This is a genomic window from Anseongella ginsenosidimutans (assembly GCF_008033235.1).
Lineage (GTDB): Bacteria > Bacteroidota > Bacteroidia > Sphingobacteriales > Sphingobacteriaceae > Anseongella > Anseongella ginsenosidimutans.
Genome location: NZ_CP042432.1, coordinates 1,217,197 through 1,233,949, shown reverse-complemented (window position 1 = coordinate 1,233,949; position 16,753 = coordinate 1,217,197). Strand labels below are relative to the sequence as shown.

Here is a 16,753-nt window from a genome sequence, read left to right as displayed (position 1 = left end):
TGGCCTGAGAGGCCCGTGACATTTTTGGCAAGAAACCGGATGAAAGAAGAAAATCAGGATTTTTTCCAGCGTGTGTACGAAGTGGCGCGTCTTATTCCTAAGGGAAGGGTAACTTCCTACGGGGCCATTGCGGCCTTCCTGGGTACTAAAGGCTCTTCCCGGATGGTGGGATGGGCCATGAACGCGGCGGGAACTGCCTTCCCTCCGGTGCCGGCCCACCGGGTGGTGAACCGGGAGGGCATGCTTTCAGGGAAGCACCATTTCGGTTCGCAGAACCTCATGCAGGAGCTGCTGGAAAACGAAGGCATTCACATAAAGAACGACCGCGTGCAGGATTTCGGAAAGCTTTTCTGGGATCCGGCAAAAGAGCTTTTATAGCCCGCTTTCGGGCGCTGCATATCAAAACATGATAAACGAAAAAAATATGGAATCCGGAGCTGATCTTATCCGCTGCTCCTGGTGCCTGGGCGCCCCGGAGTATATCAGGTACCATGACGAAGAATGGGGCAGGCCCGTTTATGATGACCGGAAACTCTTCGAATTCCTGGTCCTGGAGAGCGCGCAGGCCGGCCTGAGCTGGCTGACCATCCTTCGGAAACGGGAGGGTTACCGCAAAGCTTTTGCGGGTTTCGAGCCGGTTAAAGTGGCGCGGTTTACGGAAAAGGACGCGGAGCGGCTCCTGCAGGATCCCGGCATTATCCGCAACCGGCAAAAGATCGTCGCGGCCATTGGCAATGCGCGTATATTCCTGGACATCCAAAAGGAATTTGGCAGCTTTTCAGATTTTATCTGGGGATACCTCCCGGACAGGAAGCCCATTGTGAACAGCTGGAATGAGCAGGGCGGCCCGCCCGCCCGGACGGAGCTTTCCGATCGTATCAGCGCCGACCTCAAAAAACGCGGTTTCAAATTCTTTGGTTCCACTATTTGCTATGCGCATATGCAGGCAACAGGCATGGTCAATGATCATAGAGAGGACTGCTGGGTACGAAAGTTAACCGCGTAATGTCGTAAAAACCGGCCGGCGGCGAATTCCGGACAACTTTGAATAGTGCCGCTGAACAGGCCCGGGCGCCGCATCCGCTTGTGGTGAATTCCGGCAGGAATAGTACCTTTGTTAAGTCAAACCATTTTTCAGATCAAACCCGGCTTCAGTGGATAAAAGATTATTTCTTCTCGACGGTATGGCCCTGGCCTATCGCGCTTACTTTGCCTTGATAAGGGCTCCCCGGATGACCTCCGGCGGTATGAACACTTCAGCTGTATTTGGCTTCGCCAACACCATCCTGGACCTGCTGAAAAAGGAACAGCCGACGCATATGGCTGTCGTATTCGACACCCAGGCGCCTACTGACCGGCACATCGGCTTTGAGGGCTATAAAGCTAACCGCCAGGAAATGCCTGAAGATCTTTCCGTTGCGATGCCCTATATTTTCCGGCTGATCGAGGGCTTCAATATTCCTGTTCTTACCTCTGACGGGTTCGAGGCAGACGACATTATCGGAACGCTTGCCAAAAAAGCGGAAAAAGAAAGCTTTATCACCTACATGGTCACGCCCGACAAGGACTTCGGCCAGCTGGTTTCAGACAAGATCTTTATTTATAAACCCGGGATCCGCGGCGGGGATGTGGAGATCATGGGCGTGCAGGAGATCCTGGAAAAATGGAGCATAGACCGGGTGGAACAGGTGATCGATATCCTGGGCCTCTGGGGCGACGCGGTAGACAATATCCCGGGCATTCCCGGAATAGGCGAAAAAACCGCCAAACAACTGATCAAAACTTACGGAAGCATTGAAAACCTGATTGCCAATTCCTCGCAGCTCAAAGGCAAGCAAAAGGAAAATGTCGAGGCTCACGCTGAACAAGGGCTGCTTTCCAAGCGGCTGGCCACCATCCTGCTGGACGCTCCCGTGGAACTGGACATTGAAAAGCTCCTGATAGAAGAGCCGGACCGGGAAAAACTGGAGCAATTATTTGCCGAACTGGAATTCCGGACCCTTGGAAAGCGCGTATTCGGTGAGGAATTTACCATTGCCGGCGGGCAGGCCCTGCGGACGCAGCAAACCGACTTGTTCGGTAATGACGTACCGGCGCCTCCCGGCGGTAAATCACGCGCCGCGGGCCTTAATAATAAGGAAGCCCTCGCGGCTGAGGCTGATGCCACGGCGTTTGCCCAAGCTGCCACGCTTAAAACCATCGAAGATACTGAACACCGCTACCACCTGGCAGACAGCCCCGAAACCCGAGCGGCCCTGGTGCGTCTCCTGGAAAAACAAGCGGCTTTTTGTTTTGATACCGAAACCACTGGCACCGATGCTAATAACTGCGAACTGGTAGGCCTTTCCTTCTGCATTGAAAAGGGAGAAGCCTGGTATGTCCCGATACCTTCCGATATGGAGGAAGCCGGGCGTATCCTGAACGAATTCAAGCCGGTGCTGGAAAATGAACGTATCCGGAAGATTGGCCAGAACCTTAAATTTGATATAATCGTATTGCGCTGCTGCGGGGTGAACGTAGCGGGAAAGCTCTCGGATACCATGCTGGCCCACTATATCCTGGAACCAGACGGACGGCACGGAATGGATCTCCTGGCGGGCAACTACCTGGCTTATAAGCCTGTTTCCATCACCGAACTGATCGGTAAAAAAGGGAAAGCCCAGGGGAATATGCGCGACGTCGTGATTGAAACGATAAAGGATTATGCCGCCGAGGACGCTGATATCACTTTGCAGCTAAAAGAAGTATTCGATCCCCTTTTAGAGGAATCGGGCCTGCGCCACCTGGTGGAAGATATTGAAAATCCGTTGATTTACGTGCTGGCCGAAATGGAACGCGAAGGCGTAGCCATTGATAAAGAAGGCCTCGCGCTTTATTCCCGGGAACTTGAAAATGATATAAAACGGCTGGAGGAATCCATTTACGAATACGCTGGCGTAAAATTCAATATTGCTTCCCCGAGGCAGCTGGGCGACGTACTTTTTGAAAAACTTTTACTGGAGCCAAAGCCAAAGAAAACCAAGACCGGGCAATATCAAACGGGCGAGGATATTCTCCTGCGTTTGGCCACCAAACACGACATTGTACAGCACATCCTTGATTTCAGGCAACTGCAAAAACTTAAATCCACCTATGTAGATGCATTGCCTTTAATGATCAACCCCCGCACAGGCCGCGTTCACACCTCCTATAACCAGGCGGTGGCTGCCACGGGGAGGCTAAGTTCCAATAATCCCAACCTGCAGAATATTCCTATCCGTACCGAAAAAGGGCGCGAAGTCCGTAAGGCCTTCATTCCCCGCGACAAGGACCATGTGCTGCTTTCCGCGGATTATTCCCAGATTGAACTGCGGATCATTGCCGCCATCAGCCGCGACGAAAATATGATGCAGGCTTTCATTGACGGCATGGATATTCATACAGCCACCGCCGCCAAGGTTTATGGCATTTCACCCGAAGAAGTGAGTTCTTCGCAGCGCCGCAACGCCAAGGCAGTGAACTTCGGGATCATTTACGGGCAGTCGGCGTTCGGCCTTTCCCAAAACCTGGGGATTTCCCGCACCGAGGCAAAAGAGGTTATCGACGCCTATTTCAAACAATACCCGGGGATCAGGCAATACATGACGGATACCGTGGAATTCGCCCGCTCAAAGGGATACGTGCAGACAATTATGGGCCGCCGCCGCTACCTGCGCGATATTAATTCGGCCAATGCCACAGTAAGGGGCTTTGCCGAACGCAACGCCATTAACGCGCCTATCCAGGGCTCGGCCGCCGACATGATCAAAATAGCCATGCTCAATATTCACCGGGAACTGAACTCCAGCAAACTGGGAACCAAGATGATCCTCCAGGTACATGACGAACTGGTATTTGACGTTCCCCGCGGCGAAGAAGAAAAGGTAAAAACGCTCGTAGAAGAGCAAATGAAGAACGCAATGCCGCTGGAAGTACCTGTTCTGGTGGAATCAGGCACGGGAAGTACCTGGCTGGAAGCACATTAATTTCTAATGCAATCAGATCTGTTTTTGACTTAACGTATTGACACCCACTGTATAGGCATATACCGAAGCAGGGCAGTAGCAAAGCTGTAAATCTTTAAACGTTATTGCGGTTTCTTTATCAATGGTGGTAACAATGGCAGAATTCAAGTTGTTCCGTCCGCAGAAGTCCATTAGGCTTTTTAATTCGACGGGCTTTTCTACATAACGGTTACTCCATTTTATTTCCACGCACCACTTCGGCTTCAGCCTGGTATCATCCAGGTTGATCATGTCTACTTCGCCCTCGTTCCGTCCCATTTTCCACCGGGCATATTTCAGGTTCATATTATCGCGGTGCATCCATTGGCCGAACAAAGCGGTTTCCACCAAATTTCCAGCTTCATCATCTGTTGGTGAAACTGGAGAAAACAGCGCAGTACGCAGGGAAGGGTTTGTTAAATAAACCTTAAATGCTGTTATGCGCTTAAAGTGGCGGGCATTTTCGTCCACCTTGTGCAGTACCTTTATAAGGAAAGCTGCTTCCAGGTATTCGAGATATTTATTTATCTGGGGCCTGTCGAGTCCGCTTTCCTTGCAAAGTTTAGCAGGAGAGAATTCCTTCCCCGTATTGTAGGCAAGATATGCAAAAAATCGGTTCAGCTCCTGGACGTCCTTGATGCCATACAAAGCCGGAAGATCACGCAGCAGCACTTTGTCAATAATATCATTGCGAATGTACCGGGCCATATTGCTTTTTATGGCTTCCGAAAAGATCACCTCCGGATATCCGCCATAATTGATGTAATTAAAAAATTGCGCATTCAGCTCTTTTATATTAACCGCTGTATAGAATGGAATTTCCTTATTCAGCCATCTGGTAGTCGATGGTTTTAACAGGTGTGTAAGTTCTTGTAAATGCAAAAACTCCTGGAAAGTGAGTGGCGGTAATACAAATTCGGTAAACCGGCCGGCGCCGCTTTCACCGCTTTTAGCCTGAAGCGCAGCGGCGGCAGAGCCGGTAACAATGAATTTGGTTTTGGGGTAACTATCCACCAATACTTTCAAATGGCGCTCCCAATCCCTGAGGTATTGGATTTCGTCAAAAAAAACGAAACAACCATCGGCATCCTGCCCGCCTGATGCCTGAAGAGCTTGCTGCAGCAGATCTTCTAAGGAAAGATTGATATAAATAGGGTTGTCAATACCTATATAAAAAATTTTATGGGCGCTTACGCCTTTCTCCATAATAGCTCCGATTGCATGATGCATCATTACTGTTTTACCTACCCTGCGCGGTCCAACTACAATAACCGCCCGCCTTACCGAAATATCGATAACATAAGGAAAGAACAGATCAAAGTATAAACGCCGGGGCAGAAAATCCATCTCCGGGGCCGGTGTACTGGAAGCCCACCAGGGATTTTCAAAACGGAGCCGTTCCTGTATTTTTGGCGTTGGAATAGTGTATGAATTTTCCATAGAAAAGCTTATTTGCACATATTCGTAAAAATAATGAGATAAATATACCACTATTTTTACATTATAGGCACTTTAGTGAAAAAATCCGGTTTTTCCGAGCTTAATTTGATATATTGCCGCCCAATTCAGAGACCATGGAATACCGGATAGAAAAAGACACCTTAGGGAAAGTTGAAGTTCCCGCCGACAAGTACTGGGGGGCGCAGACGCAGCGCTCCATTGGAAATTTCAAGATTGCGCAGGATATTAATAAAATGCCCCGGGAAATTATCAGGGCTTTTGCTTACCTGAAAAAGGCGGCGGCGCTTACGAACCTGGACGCCGGTGTACTTTCAACCGAAAAATGTGAGCTGATTGCACGTGTTTGCGATGAGATCCTGGATGGGAAGCTGGATGATGAATTCCCGCTGGTTGTCTGGCAAACCGGCTCCGGCACACAGTCTAACATGAATGTAAACGAGGTGGTTGCCTACCGGGCGCATGTGCTGAACGGAGGCGCGCTCACCGACGAAAAAAAGGCGATCCATCCTAACGATGACGTGAATAAATCCCAGTCGTCCAACGATACCTTCCCTACGGCCATGCATATTGCCGCCTATAAGATACTTACCGAGGTAACAATTCCGGGCATCAGGCAACTGAGGGATACCCTTGATCATAAGGCAAAGGAATTTAAACATGTGGTCAAGAACGGGCGTACGCATTTTATGGATGCCACTCCGCTCACCCTGGGCCAGGAAATATCGGGCTATGTGTCCCAGCTGGACCACGGACTCAGGGCCCTCACCAACACACTTCCGCACCTTTCAGAACTTGCCCTTGGCGGAACGGCTGTGGGAACGGGCATAAATACGCCTGAAGGCTATGCGGAAAATGTGGCCCGTACGATCGCAGAACTTACCGGGCTGCCTTTCATTACGGCGGAAAACAAATTTGAAGCCCTGGCTGCGCATGATGCCATCGTGGAAGCGCACGGCGCGCTTAAAACCATTGCTGTCAGCCTGATGAAGATCGGCAATGATATCCGCATGCTGTCATCCGGGCCTCGGTCAGGGATCGGGGAGATCCATATCCCGGACAATGAACCTGGCTCTTCTATCATGCCCGGGAAAGTAAACCCTACCCAGTGCGAAGCCCTTACGATGGTGGCCGCCCAGGTGATGGGGAATGACGTAGCCATTAATATCGGCGGAGCCACGGGTCATTTTGAGCTGAATGTGTTCAAGCCGGTAATGATCTATAATTTCCTTCATTCCGCGCGCCTTATCGGGGATGCATGCGTTTCCTTCGAAGAAAAATGCGCCCGCGGCATCGAGCCCATTTACGAAAACATTCGTAAGCACCTGGAAAACTCGCTCATGCTGGTAACAGCCCTCAACACAAAAATTGGCTACTATAAAGCGGCCGAGATTGCGCAAAAGGCACATAAAGAGCATAAAACCTTGAAAGAAACCGCCGTAGAACTCGGTTACGTAAGCCCCGAGGAATTTGACCAATGGGTACGGCCGGAAGACATGGTAGGGAAAATATGAAAATATTAATGGTTTGCCTGGGTAATATCTGCCGTTCGCCAATGGCCGAAGGAGTAATGCGCCATCTTGTCGAAAAAAAGGAGCTGGATTGGGAGATTGACTCGGCGGGCACGGGCGGGTGGCATCTTGGCGAGGCGCCCGATAAAAGAGCCATCCGTACGGCGGCGAATCATGGGATAGATATTTCCGGTTTGAAAGCCCGGAAGTTCAGCGAAAGGGACTTCGGACGCTTTGACCATATCTTTGTGATGGACAGTACCAATTACAGCGATGTGATCTCCCTCTCGGAAAATGATGAGGAGCGGAACAAAGTGAAATTATTCCTGGAAGCCGCCGATCCCAATTCGCCGGAAAAAAACGTGACGGATCCCTGGTTTGAAGACCGGCTTTTCGAACCCGTTTTCCTGGGAATAAGGGAGGCTTGCGAAAAACTGATTGAAAAGCTAAGATCATAACCCTATTTTTGCCGCATGGCAAAGTTGAAACCTTCGATTCCCAAAGGTACCCGCGATTTTTCACCGGAAGTGGTCGCGAAACGCAATTTTATTTTCGATACCATCCGCTCGGTTTTTTATAAGTTCGGGTTTCAGCCTATTGAAACGCCCGCCATGGAAAACCTGGATACATTAACTGGTAAATATGGGGATGAAGGCGATCAGTTGATATTCAAGATTCTGAATTCAGGTGATTATCTCTCAAAAGCCGGTAAGGACACCCTTGAAGCAAGAGATTCCAGGAAATTAACACCAGAAATAGCGGAAAAGGCACTTCGCTATGACCTGACCGTACCTTTTGCCCGCTACGTGGTCATGCATCAGCATGAAATCACCTTTCCTTTTAAACGGTACCAGGTACAACCGGTATGGCGGGCAGACCGGCCGCAGAAGGGGCGCTACCGGGAGTTTTACCAGTGCGATGCCGACGTGGTTGGTTCCGAAAGCCTCCTGAATGAAGCGGAATTCATCCTTATCTACGACCAGGTATTGTCAACGCTTGGCCTGAAGGAATTTACCATTCGGATCAATAACCGGAAGATCCTCAGCGGCATTGCGGAGCTAACCGGGAAGCCGGAAAAAATGATGGACCTGACCATCGCCATTGACAAACTGGACAAGATCGGGGCTGACGGCGTCGAGAAAGAACTCCTGTCAAAAGGATTCACTACGGAGGATATTGAAAAGATCAGCCCATTTCTGGGGCTTGGCGGCACCAACCCGGAAAAACTGGATTACCTGAAAAGCAGCTTTGCCGCTTCAGAAACCGGCCTGAAAGGGATCGAGGAGCTGGAAACCGTATTCACGTATCTTTCCCGCTTCAATATGCGCCAGGCGCTGGTAAGCCTGGACATTACCCTGGCAAGAGGGCTCAACTATTATACGGGCGCTATCCTGGAAGTGCGTTCCGAAGAAGTGAAAATGGGCAGCCTCGGCGGCGGCGGTCGTTACGATGATCTTACGGGAATGTTCGGCCTGAGCGGCCTTACCGGCGTAGGAATATCTTTCGGCGCCGACCGGATCTTTGACGTCATGGAAGAATTGAAATTGTTTCCTCCCGCTGCAGCACTTGGCACACGCCTCCTGATCACCAATTTTGACAAGGAAGGCGAATTATATGCACTGGAGTTGCTGCAGCAGTTACGGAACAAGGATGTTGCCGTGGAACTCTATCCTTCGCCCGTTAAACTGCAAAAGCAATTCAAGTATGCCGATGCCCGGAATATTCCTTATGTGCTGATTATAGGCCCCGAAGAAATGGAAACCGGCGAACTTACGCTGAAAAATATGAAAAGCGGCGAACAGGAAAAGATCACCGCCGCCGCGCTCCCCGCCGTCTTTTCGAACGAAAGCTAGTACTGTCCGTTTCCGGGGCGCCGTCCGTTTTCAAGCTCTGCCTTAATTCAGGTCGAAGGGAATATGTATACCAAACTGCACATTCCGCCCGGCGTTCAGGATACCAAGGTCCCTGTAACGGCTCATATGGCTGATATACTTGACGTTAAACAGGTTATTCGCCGAAATAAAAACGTTTATAGGGAACCTTCCGGTTAACAGCGTCGTGCCAAAACTGGCATTCACCAGATGATAACCAGCGGCGGGCACTTCAAACGCCGCATCCACGTGTTTCTGATCAAAAGTACTGGAAAGCCCCAGCGTAAAATAAGTGCTGCTCAGCATCGCCGCCCCCAGATCGGGCTCAATTTTTATCTCATTGTTCCAGGACGCAGCGGGGATAAAAGGGAGGTCGCTTCCCGTTTCCTTGTTCTGCCCTCTTACCAGGCTAAAGCTGCTGCCGACATGCAGCCAGCGGAAAGGATGCAGATCTACCACCGCCTCGAGGCCGCTAAGCCGGGCATTAGCCTGTGTATACCGGTAAACCGGCAGGACTTCGCCCTCATGCTGAATACTGTCGCCGGCCAGGCCCCGAAGGTAAATATAATGGTAAATGGTATTGTTGTACCCGTTCAGTTCCATGCCGAATATCCCGGAAACATAGCCAATACTGGCGTCCAGCTGAAGACTTTGCTCAGAGCGAAGGGAAGCGTTCCCGGTTTCGAAGCGTTCCACTCCGTGATGTTCTCCGTTAGCAGCAAGTTCGGAAATATTGGGAGCGCGAAAGGCCGACCCTGCATTAGCTTTCAGCAAAAAGCCGCTTCCAAGATCCCAGGCCAGGCCGATGCTTCCGCTGAAATTTGAAAAATCCCGCTGAAAGCCCTGGAACTGTTGCTCTCCTGCCGCATTCTCCGTTGTTTTTACATTTACGTTCCGGTAGTCGAATCTTGCGCCGGCATTTAATGCTAAGGATCCAAGTTCTTTTCGAAGATACACGAAAGCTCCTGCTTCCGTTGACCGATAGGCGGGAATAAGAAGTTCCTCCCCGCCCGGGCTGTTTTCCTGCCGCGATCCGGACAGCCCGACGACCGGCTCAAAGCCGTTTTTTCCGCCCATGAAATACTTCAGGTCGGCTGTCCAGGTCTCGAGGTCCATAGCAATATCCGCCTCGTCCGCGGAATGTTCGAACTCCCGCCGCTTGTTTTGCTGGAATCCCAGGTTGGCGCGCAGCTGGTTAGGCCCAAGGATAAAATTATTGCTGAGGGAAGCTTTTATATGCCCTACTTCCTGCAGGGGAAGCCCTACTTTCCGGTTATACCCGTCCTGTTCCTCCGCGTGATCGTGTTCCTCCCCGGCGTGATCGTGTTCCACAGCATGTTCGTGTTCTCCGGCATGTTCGTGTTCTCCGGCATGTTCGTGTTCAAGGAAACCCAGGTTCCCCTTGTAAGCCGATACGTTCAAATGACTGTATCCCCATTTTTTGTTAAGGCCAAGCATACCCGAAAAACTCGTTTCGTTAAAAGAGGTATTCGGGGCGAAGCCTTCCGGCGTTTTATAGGAAAACGCATTCCGGTAGGACCCTCTTCCCCTCCATACAAGGCCCTTTTGGTTGCCTTCCAGCATCAGGGAGGTCCCCGTTAAACCGTTATTACTTGCATACCTGGAAGTAATAGCTCCCTTTAGCTCGCCATCAGGCAGCGGGATAGGGTCAAGGATATTGATCACGCCGCCCATGGCATCCGAGCCGTATAACAGGCTGGCCGGACCGCGGAGTACCTCAACCCGGTCGGCGGAAAACAAGTCGAATTCAAGCCCATGTTCGTCGCCCCATTGCTGTCCCTCCTGTTTAATACCGTTATTTACCGTCAATACGCGATTATAGCTGAGCCCCCTGATCACTGGTTTCGATACAGCCGGGCCGCTGGAAATTTGTGAAACGCCGGGAAGGTTTGAAAGGGCATCTACCAGGTTGGCAGACGGCCGGCTCATCAGTTCCTCGCGGGAAACGCTTTCTACTGATACGCTGTTTGTCCTATCTTCGCTGGCAGATGCGGACGCGGTAACCACCACCTCCCTCATTTCAAGTAGCGAAACATGCAGGGAAAAGGTTTTTTCTGTAAAATCTTTGAGGATCACCCGTTCAGCATAGGTTTTATACCCAAGGAAACTCACCTGCACAGTGAACTTCCCTTCGGGCAGATTCCTAAGGGTGAAAAGGCCTTGCTCGTCCGACAGCGTTTGCCGGGCAAGATCGGGAATTGATATGCTGGCGCCGGGAAGCGGTCTGCCGGAACCAGCCTCCAATACCTTGCCGGAGAGTACGGCCTGCGAATAGGAAGAAAAGGGAAAACAAGTGATACTTAATAGTATCCATATAATATACTTCATGCTGTTAAATTCTTAGAATAACCGGAAAGGCAGCCAGGCTGCCGGATTTAAAAAAAGAAATTTAACAGGCTGGAGGGCCCCGAAGAGAAACGGAAAGCAGGGTTTCCGGTAAATAAACTTGTTGAAAAGGAGCTGTATGGAACCAGGGAAAAGAATATACAACGCTTTCCCATGTTTCCGCAGGCAGGTAATGCTGCGTAAATATACAGGAACAAACCGGGCAGAAGGCCTGGTGACCGGGAGCGAAATGCGCCGATTTAGCAAAATCGCGGGAAAGCAGCACATGTTCCCCTTCATGCCCGTGTATAAGTTTTACAGGCAGTACGCTGAAGCTGATCGCTGCAAGAAGCAGGAGTGCATACAGCTTATGAAGGTATTTTCGATGGTTTTTCAATACGCTAACCCAGTCCCGTCACGAAGACGCAAAGTTATTATTTTTATGCTTATTCCAGTCACATTTTTAGGCGGCTGCTTGTTAATTTAGCTGTATGATTGAAAAGTGGAAGCCTTTACTTGAAACCTGCGCCTACAATATTCTTGGCTCCCGGGAAGAAGCCAGGGACATCGTCCAGGATGTCCTTATCCGCCTTTTGGATAGGCCCATCGATCATATAGACAATAAAAAAGCCTACCTGGTACGGGCAGTTATTAACCGGGCCATTAATGCCAAAACGCGCCAGGAACTGGCCCGGAAAAACTACCGCGGCTCCTGGCTTCCGGAACCGGTAATGACTGCGTCCGCGGACCACCACCTCCTGCAAAAGGATATTCTTAACTACTCGGTAATGGTTTTGCTTGAAAAGTTAACGGCAAGCGAGCGGGCTGTTTTCATTCTCAGGGAAGCTTTTGACTATACGCATAATGAAATAGCCGAAGCATTGGAAATCAGTACCGATAGCTCGCGCCAGTTGCTGCGGAGGGCCAAAAGCAGTTTGAAAAGCCCGGCCGCAAAAAAAGAAAGAGCCCGCACTGCCTTTCGTCCTGACCAGTTTCTTTCCGTCATTCAAAACCGCGAAGTAGACAAACTGGAAGCGCTGCTTTCCGAAGATATCGTGATCACTTCTGACGGCGGCGGAAAGGTACTTGCGAACCGCATTCCCGTAACCGGAAAGCCCAAGGCCGTCAAATACCTGCTGGGCGTTTATGAGAAATATCAGAAAAACAACCAGGTCATTCCTGCCGTGATTAACCATCAGCCTGCCTTATTGCATTTCGAAGGGTCAAAATTGGTTTCCTGCCAGATTTTCCATGCGAATGAGGGAGTTGTCCAGGCAATTTATTTCGTCAGGAACCCGGATAAATTAAAGAACCTGTCACATATTTCCGGCCTTACCTGTCTTACAGGAAACGATTAACATATGCAACGAATCTCATTTCAGGAATTACCGGAAGGATTTTACCGGACCATGTCAGAAGTTGAACAGTACATTAACAACTGTGGATTGGAACTTCGTTTTTTGGAACTTATCCGTTACCGGATCTCACTTATCAATCATTGCGCTTATTGCCTTGACATGCATTTCAAAGAGGCTATTCACCACGGGGAAGAACCACTTCGTCTTTATTCCCTGGCGGCATGGAAGGAAACAGGGTATTTCTCGGAGAAAGAAGCGCTTGGCCTGGAACTCGCCGAAAGGCTTACCGAACTTTCAGGTTCCCATGTGGACGATGAGCTTTACCAGCGCCTGCGGCAGCACTTCAGCAAACAGGAAATCGGCCATCTTACCCTGGCGATAGCTCATATCAATTCATGGAACCGGATCACCCAATGTTTCCGGCCCGAGCCCGGGAAATACAAGGTACAAAAGCAAGTTACAGTGCAGGCCTAAAAGGGCATTGAATTTGCGGTGTGTTTCGAAAACTACGCAAATGCACTTTTTACAATTAAGCATGCTGGGCTTGCTGCTGATACTGCAGCAAACCTGTAGCCGCAATGAAGATTACAGCCATAAAGAACTGCTGAATACTCCCTGGGAACTGGTTTCCATTAACCAGGAAACGATTGATTCAGCGCTGAAGGAACCTACGCTGCTCTTTGAGGAAAGCGGTTCAAAAGCAAACGGTTTTGCTGGATGCAACCAATTCTTTGGCACCTATTCATTAAGCGCTGATTCGCTTTCCTTTTCAGGACTGGGTTCCACTAAAATGTTTTGCGAGCAATCCCAGGAACTGGAAGGTCAATACCTTGGCCGGCTGAGCGAGGTAACGCATTTCGTTGTATCTCAAAACGGAAGCGCGCTTACCTTGCTTAGCAATGCCGTTCCCGTACTGGAATTTAAGAAAGGGGAGGCTGACTAAGTTCCTGTTGCGTCATCGGGATCCTCGTAACGATCAGTATCCCAGGAATCACGATCCTCGCCTTCATCCGGGTCTTCCCCGGCCAGGACCGCCAGGGCTCTTTTCAGGTCCGGTTCCAGGACAAGCAGGCGGATGCCACCTGTTGGCGAGGTAAGAATTGGCTGAAAACCAAGTGAGTCCTCTCCTGCCAGCATGCAATGAATACCCGCGCTTTCGAGATGCGCTTTTATGATATGAGCAGTTCCCGCGTTATCGAACTTTCGCAGTTCGATGAGTTTGTTTTCTGCCATGACTTAGCTGTTCAGGTCGCTCTTGTCGTATTTATCGCGCAGCTGTACGGGTTTAACCGTGGTTTTCTTCATCCGCAGGTTCAGCACTTCCACCATAATGGAGAAGGCCATTGCAAAGTAAATATAGCCTTTCGGAATATGTTGCTCTAATCCTTCGGCGATAAGTGAAACACCGATAAGAACCAGGAAACTGAGGGCCAGCATTTTCACCGTCGGATGCTTTTCCACGAACCGGCTGATGGGCCCGGCAGAAAACATCATGATGCCCACGGCTATCACCACTGCTGTGATCATCACCCATAATTCATCCGCCATACCTACGGCGGTAATCACAGAATCGAGGGAAAAGACGATGTCAAGCAGAAGGATCTGCGAGATAACTCCTGCAAAGGAATGGGCGACCTTCTTATCTTTCTCCCCTTCTTCTCCCTCCAGCTTCTCATGAATCTCCACGGTACTTTTATAGATCAGGAACAGGCCGCCAGCCAGAAGGATGAGGTCCCGGCCTGAAATTTCCTGTCCCAGCACGCCGAACAATGGCGCCGTAAGGCTCATTACCCAGGTGATGGAAAACAGCAGCAGGATGCGGGTAAACATGGCAAGCCCCAGGCCCCAGTTCCTTGCCTTAGCTTGCTGGTCCTTAGGGAGCTTCCCGGCCAGAATGGAAATAAAAACAATATTATCAATTCCCAGCACTATCTCCAGGACTGTCAGCGTCAGCAGGGATACCCATATCTCGGGGTTAGCGATCCATTCCATATTTAAAAAATTTGGTTCCAAACTAATGAAAAAAGCCAAACCCGCAAAGGCTTGGCTGGAAAAGAAATCAAAAAAATCCGCTGAAAGTGTGTGTGTGTGTGATTAATCCTCAACGAAAGTTTATGGTACTAAAATCCGAATCGATGGAAAGGAGACAGTTCCCGCCTTTGCCGATAGTCCCTGTATAATTGAAATTGAATTTCGGGCCCCGGCTTTCTTCCTTTTCTTCAGGTTCGTCAATATGTATTCTGCTGCCATACCTGAAGTTGCCAAAATTGGTAGAAACATCAAATTGCGCACTCAGATCTTCGGCCAGTTCAATATCAACATCCGAGTATTCAGCGTCCAGTTCCAGGCTGTTCAACCCCGAACCCGCGCCCAGTTCGAATTTCCCGCAATGCCGGACGTCAATTTCCGCTTGCCCGGTTAAGCCGGCAATGGCAATGCTGGAAAAACTAAATGTCGCATCCAGGTTCTTTACGTTACCTATCTTGATAGAGCCCTCACTAAACTCCACGGACAGCTCGTTTTCCTCACCGGTAAGGTTACCGGTTTCCAGGTTCCCGAAGGATTGTTTTATCTGTGTACTGCCTTTCAGGTTGGGAAGGACGGTATTGCCAAACTTGTTCGCAAGATCCAGCCTGATATCAACAGGCAGGTACACTTCGTAGTTCACCTGCATGGAAGCATTTCCCTTGAGATTAAGCTTATCCTTTCCAATGGAAGTTTTGAAGCTTATCTCATTCCCCTGCATGGCTGAACTGATATTAATAGCATCCAGGAGTTCCTGCGCTTTTCGCTCGTTCCCATGGTTCACCACCACACTGACATCCGCCTGCACCTCGTTCTTATTCCAGGTGTGTATGATCACATTTCCGAACTGGTTGTTAATGGAAAGCGAGGCGCCGGAAGAAGCCGGGTAAGTTTTACTGAACTTCTTGGACTGGGCAAGCGCAAGAGGCGCTCCGGCAAGCAAGATGGCAGCCAGTAAAACAGATCCCTTAAATATTCGCGGAAGATTCTTCATAACCTCTTTCCTTTTTTGCCTCGTTTATCTTCTGAATAATTTCCAGCTGCCGGTTCAACAGTTCTATCTGGTACCGCAGGTTCTGGATCATCGCTTCCAGTACCAGGGCCTGGTCGGGAGCTGCCGTGAGTTGGGATTTCAGGCTGGCATAACCTGTTTCCAGGCTTTCAATTTCTTCAGCGAACTCAGCATATAGTTCCGGTTCGCTCTGCTGAAGCTGCCTTAACTCCGAACGCTTGGTTTCTATCAGCGAAATGTACTGTGCCTGCTGCCTCGCGGCGGAGGGGTTAATATTATTTACTATGCGTTCCTCAGGCTCCACCAGTCTCATCAGCTGACGGACCGCCAGGAAACTTACTGTCAGCAATACCGCGATTACCGCCGCTACCTTCAGGACGGAAAAAAAAGGCGAAAAAAACCGCTGCCGGGGGAAAAACTCCTTTTCAATATTTTTCCAAACCCGCTGAGGCGGTTCATGTACGTCAAATTCCCCGCGGTGATTATCAATAAAATGCCTAAGCCTGTCGTTCATATTGCCTGCATTTAAGAATTTCCAATAATTTTCGTTTTGCTCTCAGGTACTGCGACCGGGAGCTTGCTTCATTAATATGCAGTATACTGCCTATCTCTTCATGATCGTATCCTTCCAGCAGGTAGAGGGACAATACGACCCTGTAACCGTCCGACAGTTTCCGGATCCCTTCCCTTATAGCCTGCACCTGCATGTCGATCTCATCCCAGTCCTGTTCCTGTTCTTCAATTTCAAGCTCTTCCCCGTCTATATCCACCCAGTTGATCCTCCTTCTTCTTAACCAGTTGACCGAATTATTGATAACGATCCTTTTCAGCCAGGATCCCACGCTTGCCTCCATCCGGAATTCTTTCAGCCGGTCAAAGGCATCAATGAAAGATTCCTGGAGAATATCTTCCGCCTCACCGCTGTGATCTACGATGCGCAGGCATACATTATACATGCTGCGGGCGTATTTCCGGTAAAAGCGGTGCTGTGCCTTCCGGTCTCCCTTCAGGCATCCTTCCACAAGTTCATCGTAGTACCCGGGCGTGGTTTTTTCCAATGCTCGCTGTTTTCTTTATCGGTTAACTGTTATAAAGACAACGCGAGCCTGGAAAACGTTGCACCTGATGAATTTTTTTTTTGATACTTTTG

17 protein-coding genes are annotated in these 16,753 nt (G+C 49.9%); 9 read left to right on the top strand and 8 right to left on the bottom strand.

The genetic code is table 11. The features are described from left to right. Positions 1–39: 39 nt before the first annotated feature. The 3 genes from FRZ59_RS05155 (at position 40) to polA (ending at position 4,004) form a co-directional block, all read left to right on the top strand. Positions 40–378: an MGMT family protein gene (locus FRZ59_RS05155; RefSeq protein ID WP_132128241.1), complete on the top strand. Its 339-nt coding sequence runs from the start codon at positions 40–42 to the stop codon at positions 376–378. Between the two features lie 28 nt (positions 379–406). After that, entirely contained in the window at positions 407–1,006 is a 600-nt protein-coding gene (locus FRZ59_RS05150; RefSeq protein WP_262709592.1) for a DNA-3-methyladenine glycosylase I, read from the top strand. Positions 1,007–1,184: 178 nt separating this feature from the next. Further along, on the top strand, positions 1,185–4,004 hold the full coding sequence (gene polA, locus FRZ59_RS05145) for a DNA polymerase I (RefSeq protein ID WP_243699145.1): 2,820 nt from the start codon (positions 1,185–1,187) through the stop codon (positions 4,002–4,004). Positions 4,005–4,016: 12 nt separating this feature from the next. Here the strand turns inward: polA and FRZ59_RS05140 are convergent, their stop codons facing one another. Further along, complete coding sequence (locus tag FRZ59_RS05140; protein ID WP_132128239.1) at positions 4,017–5,462, bottom strand: ATP-binding protein; 1,446 nt, start codon at positions 5,460–5,462, stop codon at positions 4,017–4,019. A gap of 134 nt (positions 5,463–5,596) precedes the next feature. Between FRZ59_RS05140 and fumC the strand changes: the two genes are divergently transcribed. From fumC to hisS, 3 genes are read left to right on the top strand one after another with little or no spacing between them, the layout of a single operon-like run. Further along, complete coding sequence (gene fumC / locus FRZ59_RS05135) at positions 5,597–6,994, top strand: class II fumarate hydratase (RefSeq protein WP_132128238.1); 1,398 nt, start codon at positions 5,597–5,599, stop codon at positions 6,992–6,994. Then, positions 6,991–7,449, top strand: coding sequence for a low molecular weight protein-tyrosine-phosphatase (locus FRZ59_RS05130; protein ID WP_132128237.1), 459 nt, complete (start codon positions 6,991–6,993; stop codon positions 7,447–7,449). Before fumC ends, FRZ59_RS05130 begins: the two co-directional genes overlap by 4 nt. A 15-nt stretch (positions 7,450–7,464) precedes the next feature. Continuing rightward, on the top strand, positions 7,465–8,844 hold the full coding sequence (gene hisS / locus FRZ59_RS05125) for a histidine--tRNA ligase (protein WP_132128236.1): 1,380 nt from the start codon (positions 7,465–7,467) through the stop codon (positions 8,842–8,844). 42 nt (positions 8,845–8,886) lie between these two features. Here the strand turns inward: hisS and FRZ59_RS05120 are convergent, their stop codons facing one another. Continuing rightward, a complete protein-coding gene (locus tag FRZ59_RS05120; protein WP_132128235.1) occupies positions 8,887–11,211 on the bottom strand; it encodes a TonB-dependent receptor in 2,325 nt (774 codons plus the stop codon). Positions 11,212–11,272: 61 nt separating this feature from the next. Next, positions 11,273–11,605: a hypothetical protein gene (locus FRZ59_RS05115; protein WP_132128234.1), complete on the bottom strand. Its 333-nt coding sequence runs from the start codon at positions 11,603–11,605 to the stop codon at positions 11,273–11,275. A gap of 94 nt (positions 11,606–11,699) precedes the next feature. Between FRZ59_RS05115 and FRZ59_RS05110 the strand changes: the two genes are divergently transcribed. Genes FRZ59_RS05110 through FRZ59_RS05100 form a run of 3 tightly spaced genes read left to right on the top strand, consistent with a single transcriptional unit; the run spans position 11,700 to position 13,509 of the window. Continuing rightward, the gene (locus FRZ59_RS05110; RefSeq protein WP_132128233.1) at positions 11,700–12,566 is read left to right on the top strand and encodes a sigma-70 family RNA polymerase sigma factor; all 867 of its coding nucleotides are present in this window, start codon (positions 11,700–11,702) and stop codon (positions 12,564–12,566) included. A 3-nt stretch (positions 12,567–12,569) separates the two neighbouring features. After that, positions 12,570–13,040: a carboxymuconolactone decarboxylase family protein gene (locus tag FRZ59_RS05105; RefSeq protein ID WP_132128232.1), complete on the top strand. Its 471-nt coding sequence runs from the start codon at positions 12,570–12,572 to the stop codon at positions 13,038–13,040. A 40-nt stretch (positions 13,041–13,080) separates the two neighbouring features. Further along, positions 13,081–13,509: an META domain-containing protein gene (locus FRZ59_RS05100; protein ID WP_132128231.1), complete on the top strand. Its 429-nt coding sequence runs from the start codon at positions 13,081–13,083 to the stop codon at positions 13,507–13,509. Here FRZ59_RS05100 and FRZ59_RS05095 read toward each other — a convergent pair. The 5 genes from FRZ59_RS05095 to FRZ59_RS05075 all read right to left on the bottom strand — a co-directional run bounded on the left by FRZ59_RS05095 (position 13,506) and on the right by FRZ59_RS05075 (position 16,661). Next, positions 13,506–13,799 (bottom strand): putative signal transducing protein, encoded by a 294-nt coding sequence (locus tag FRZ59_RS05095; RefSeq protein WP_132128230.1) that lies wholly within the window; start codon positions 13,797–13,799, stop codon positions 13,506–13,508. The genes FRZ59_RS05100 and FRZ59_RS05095 overlap by 4 nt on opposite strands. Positions 13,800–13,802: 3 nt before the next feature. Then, the gene (locus FRZ59_RS05090; protein WP_132128229.1) at positions 13,803–14,558 is read right to left on the bottom strand and encodes a TerC family protein; all 756 of its coding nucleotides are present in this window, start codon (positions 14,556–14,558) and stop codon (positions 13,803–13,805) included. Between the two features lie 109 nt (positions 14,559–14,667). Further along, a complete protein-coding gene (locus FRZ59_RS05085) occupies positions 14,668–15,585 on the bottom strand; it encodes a DUF4097 family beta strand repeat-containing protein (RefSeq protein ID WP_132128228.1) in 918 nt (305 codons plus the stop codon). Beyond that, a complete protein-coding gene (locus tag FRZ59_RS05080; RefSeq protein ID WP_132128227.1) occupies positions 15,560–16,117 on the bottom strand; it encodes a hypothetical protein in 558 nt (185 codons plus the stop codon). Before FRZ59_RS05080 ends, FRZ59_RS05085 begins: the two co-directional genes overlap by 26 nt. Next, the gene (locus tag FRZ59_RS05075) at positions 16,101–16,661 is read right to left on the bottom strand and encodes an RNA polymerase sigma factor (RefSeq protein WP_225975195.1); all 561 of its coding nucleotides are present in this window, start codon (positions 16,659–16,661) and stop codon (positions 16,101–16,103) included. Before FRZ59_RS05075 ends, FRZ59_RS05080 begins: the two co-directional genes overlap by 17 nt. Positions 16,662–16,753 lie beyond the last annotated feature (92 nt).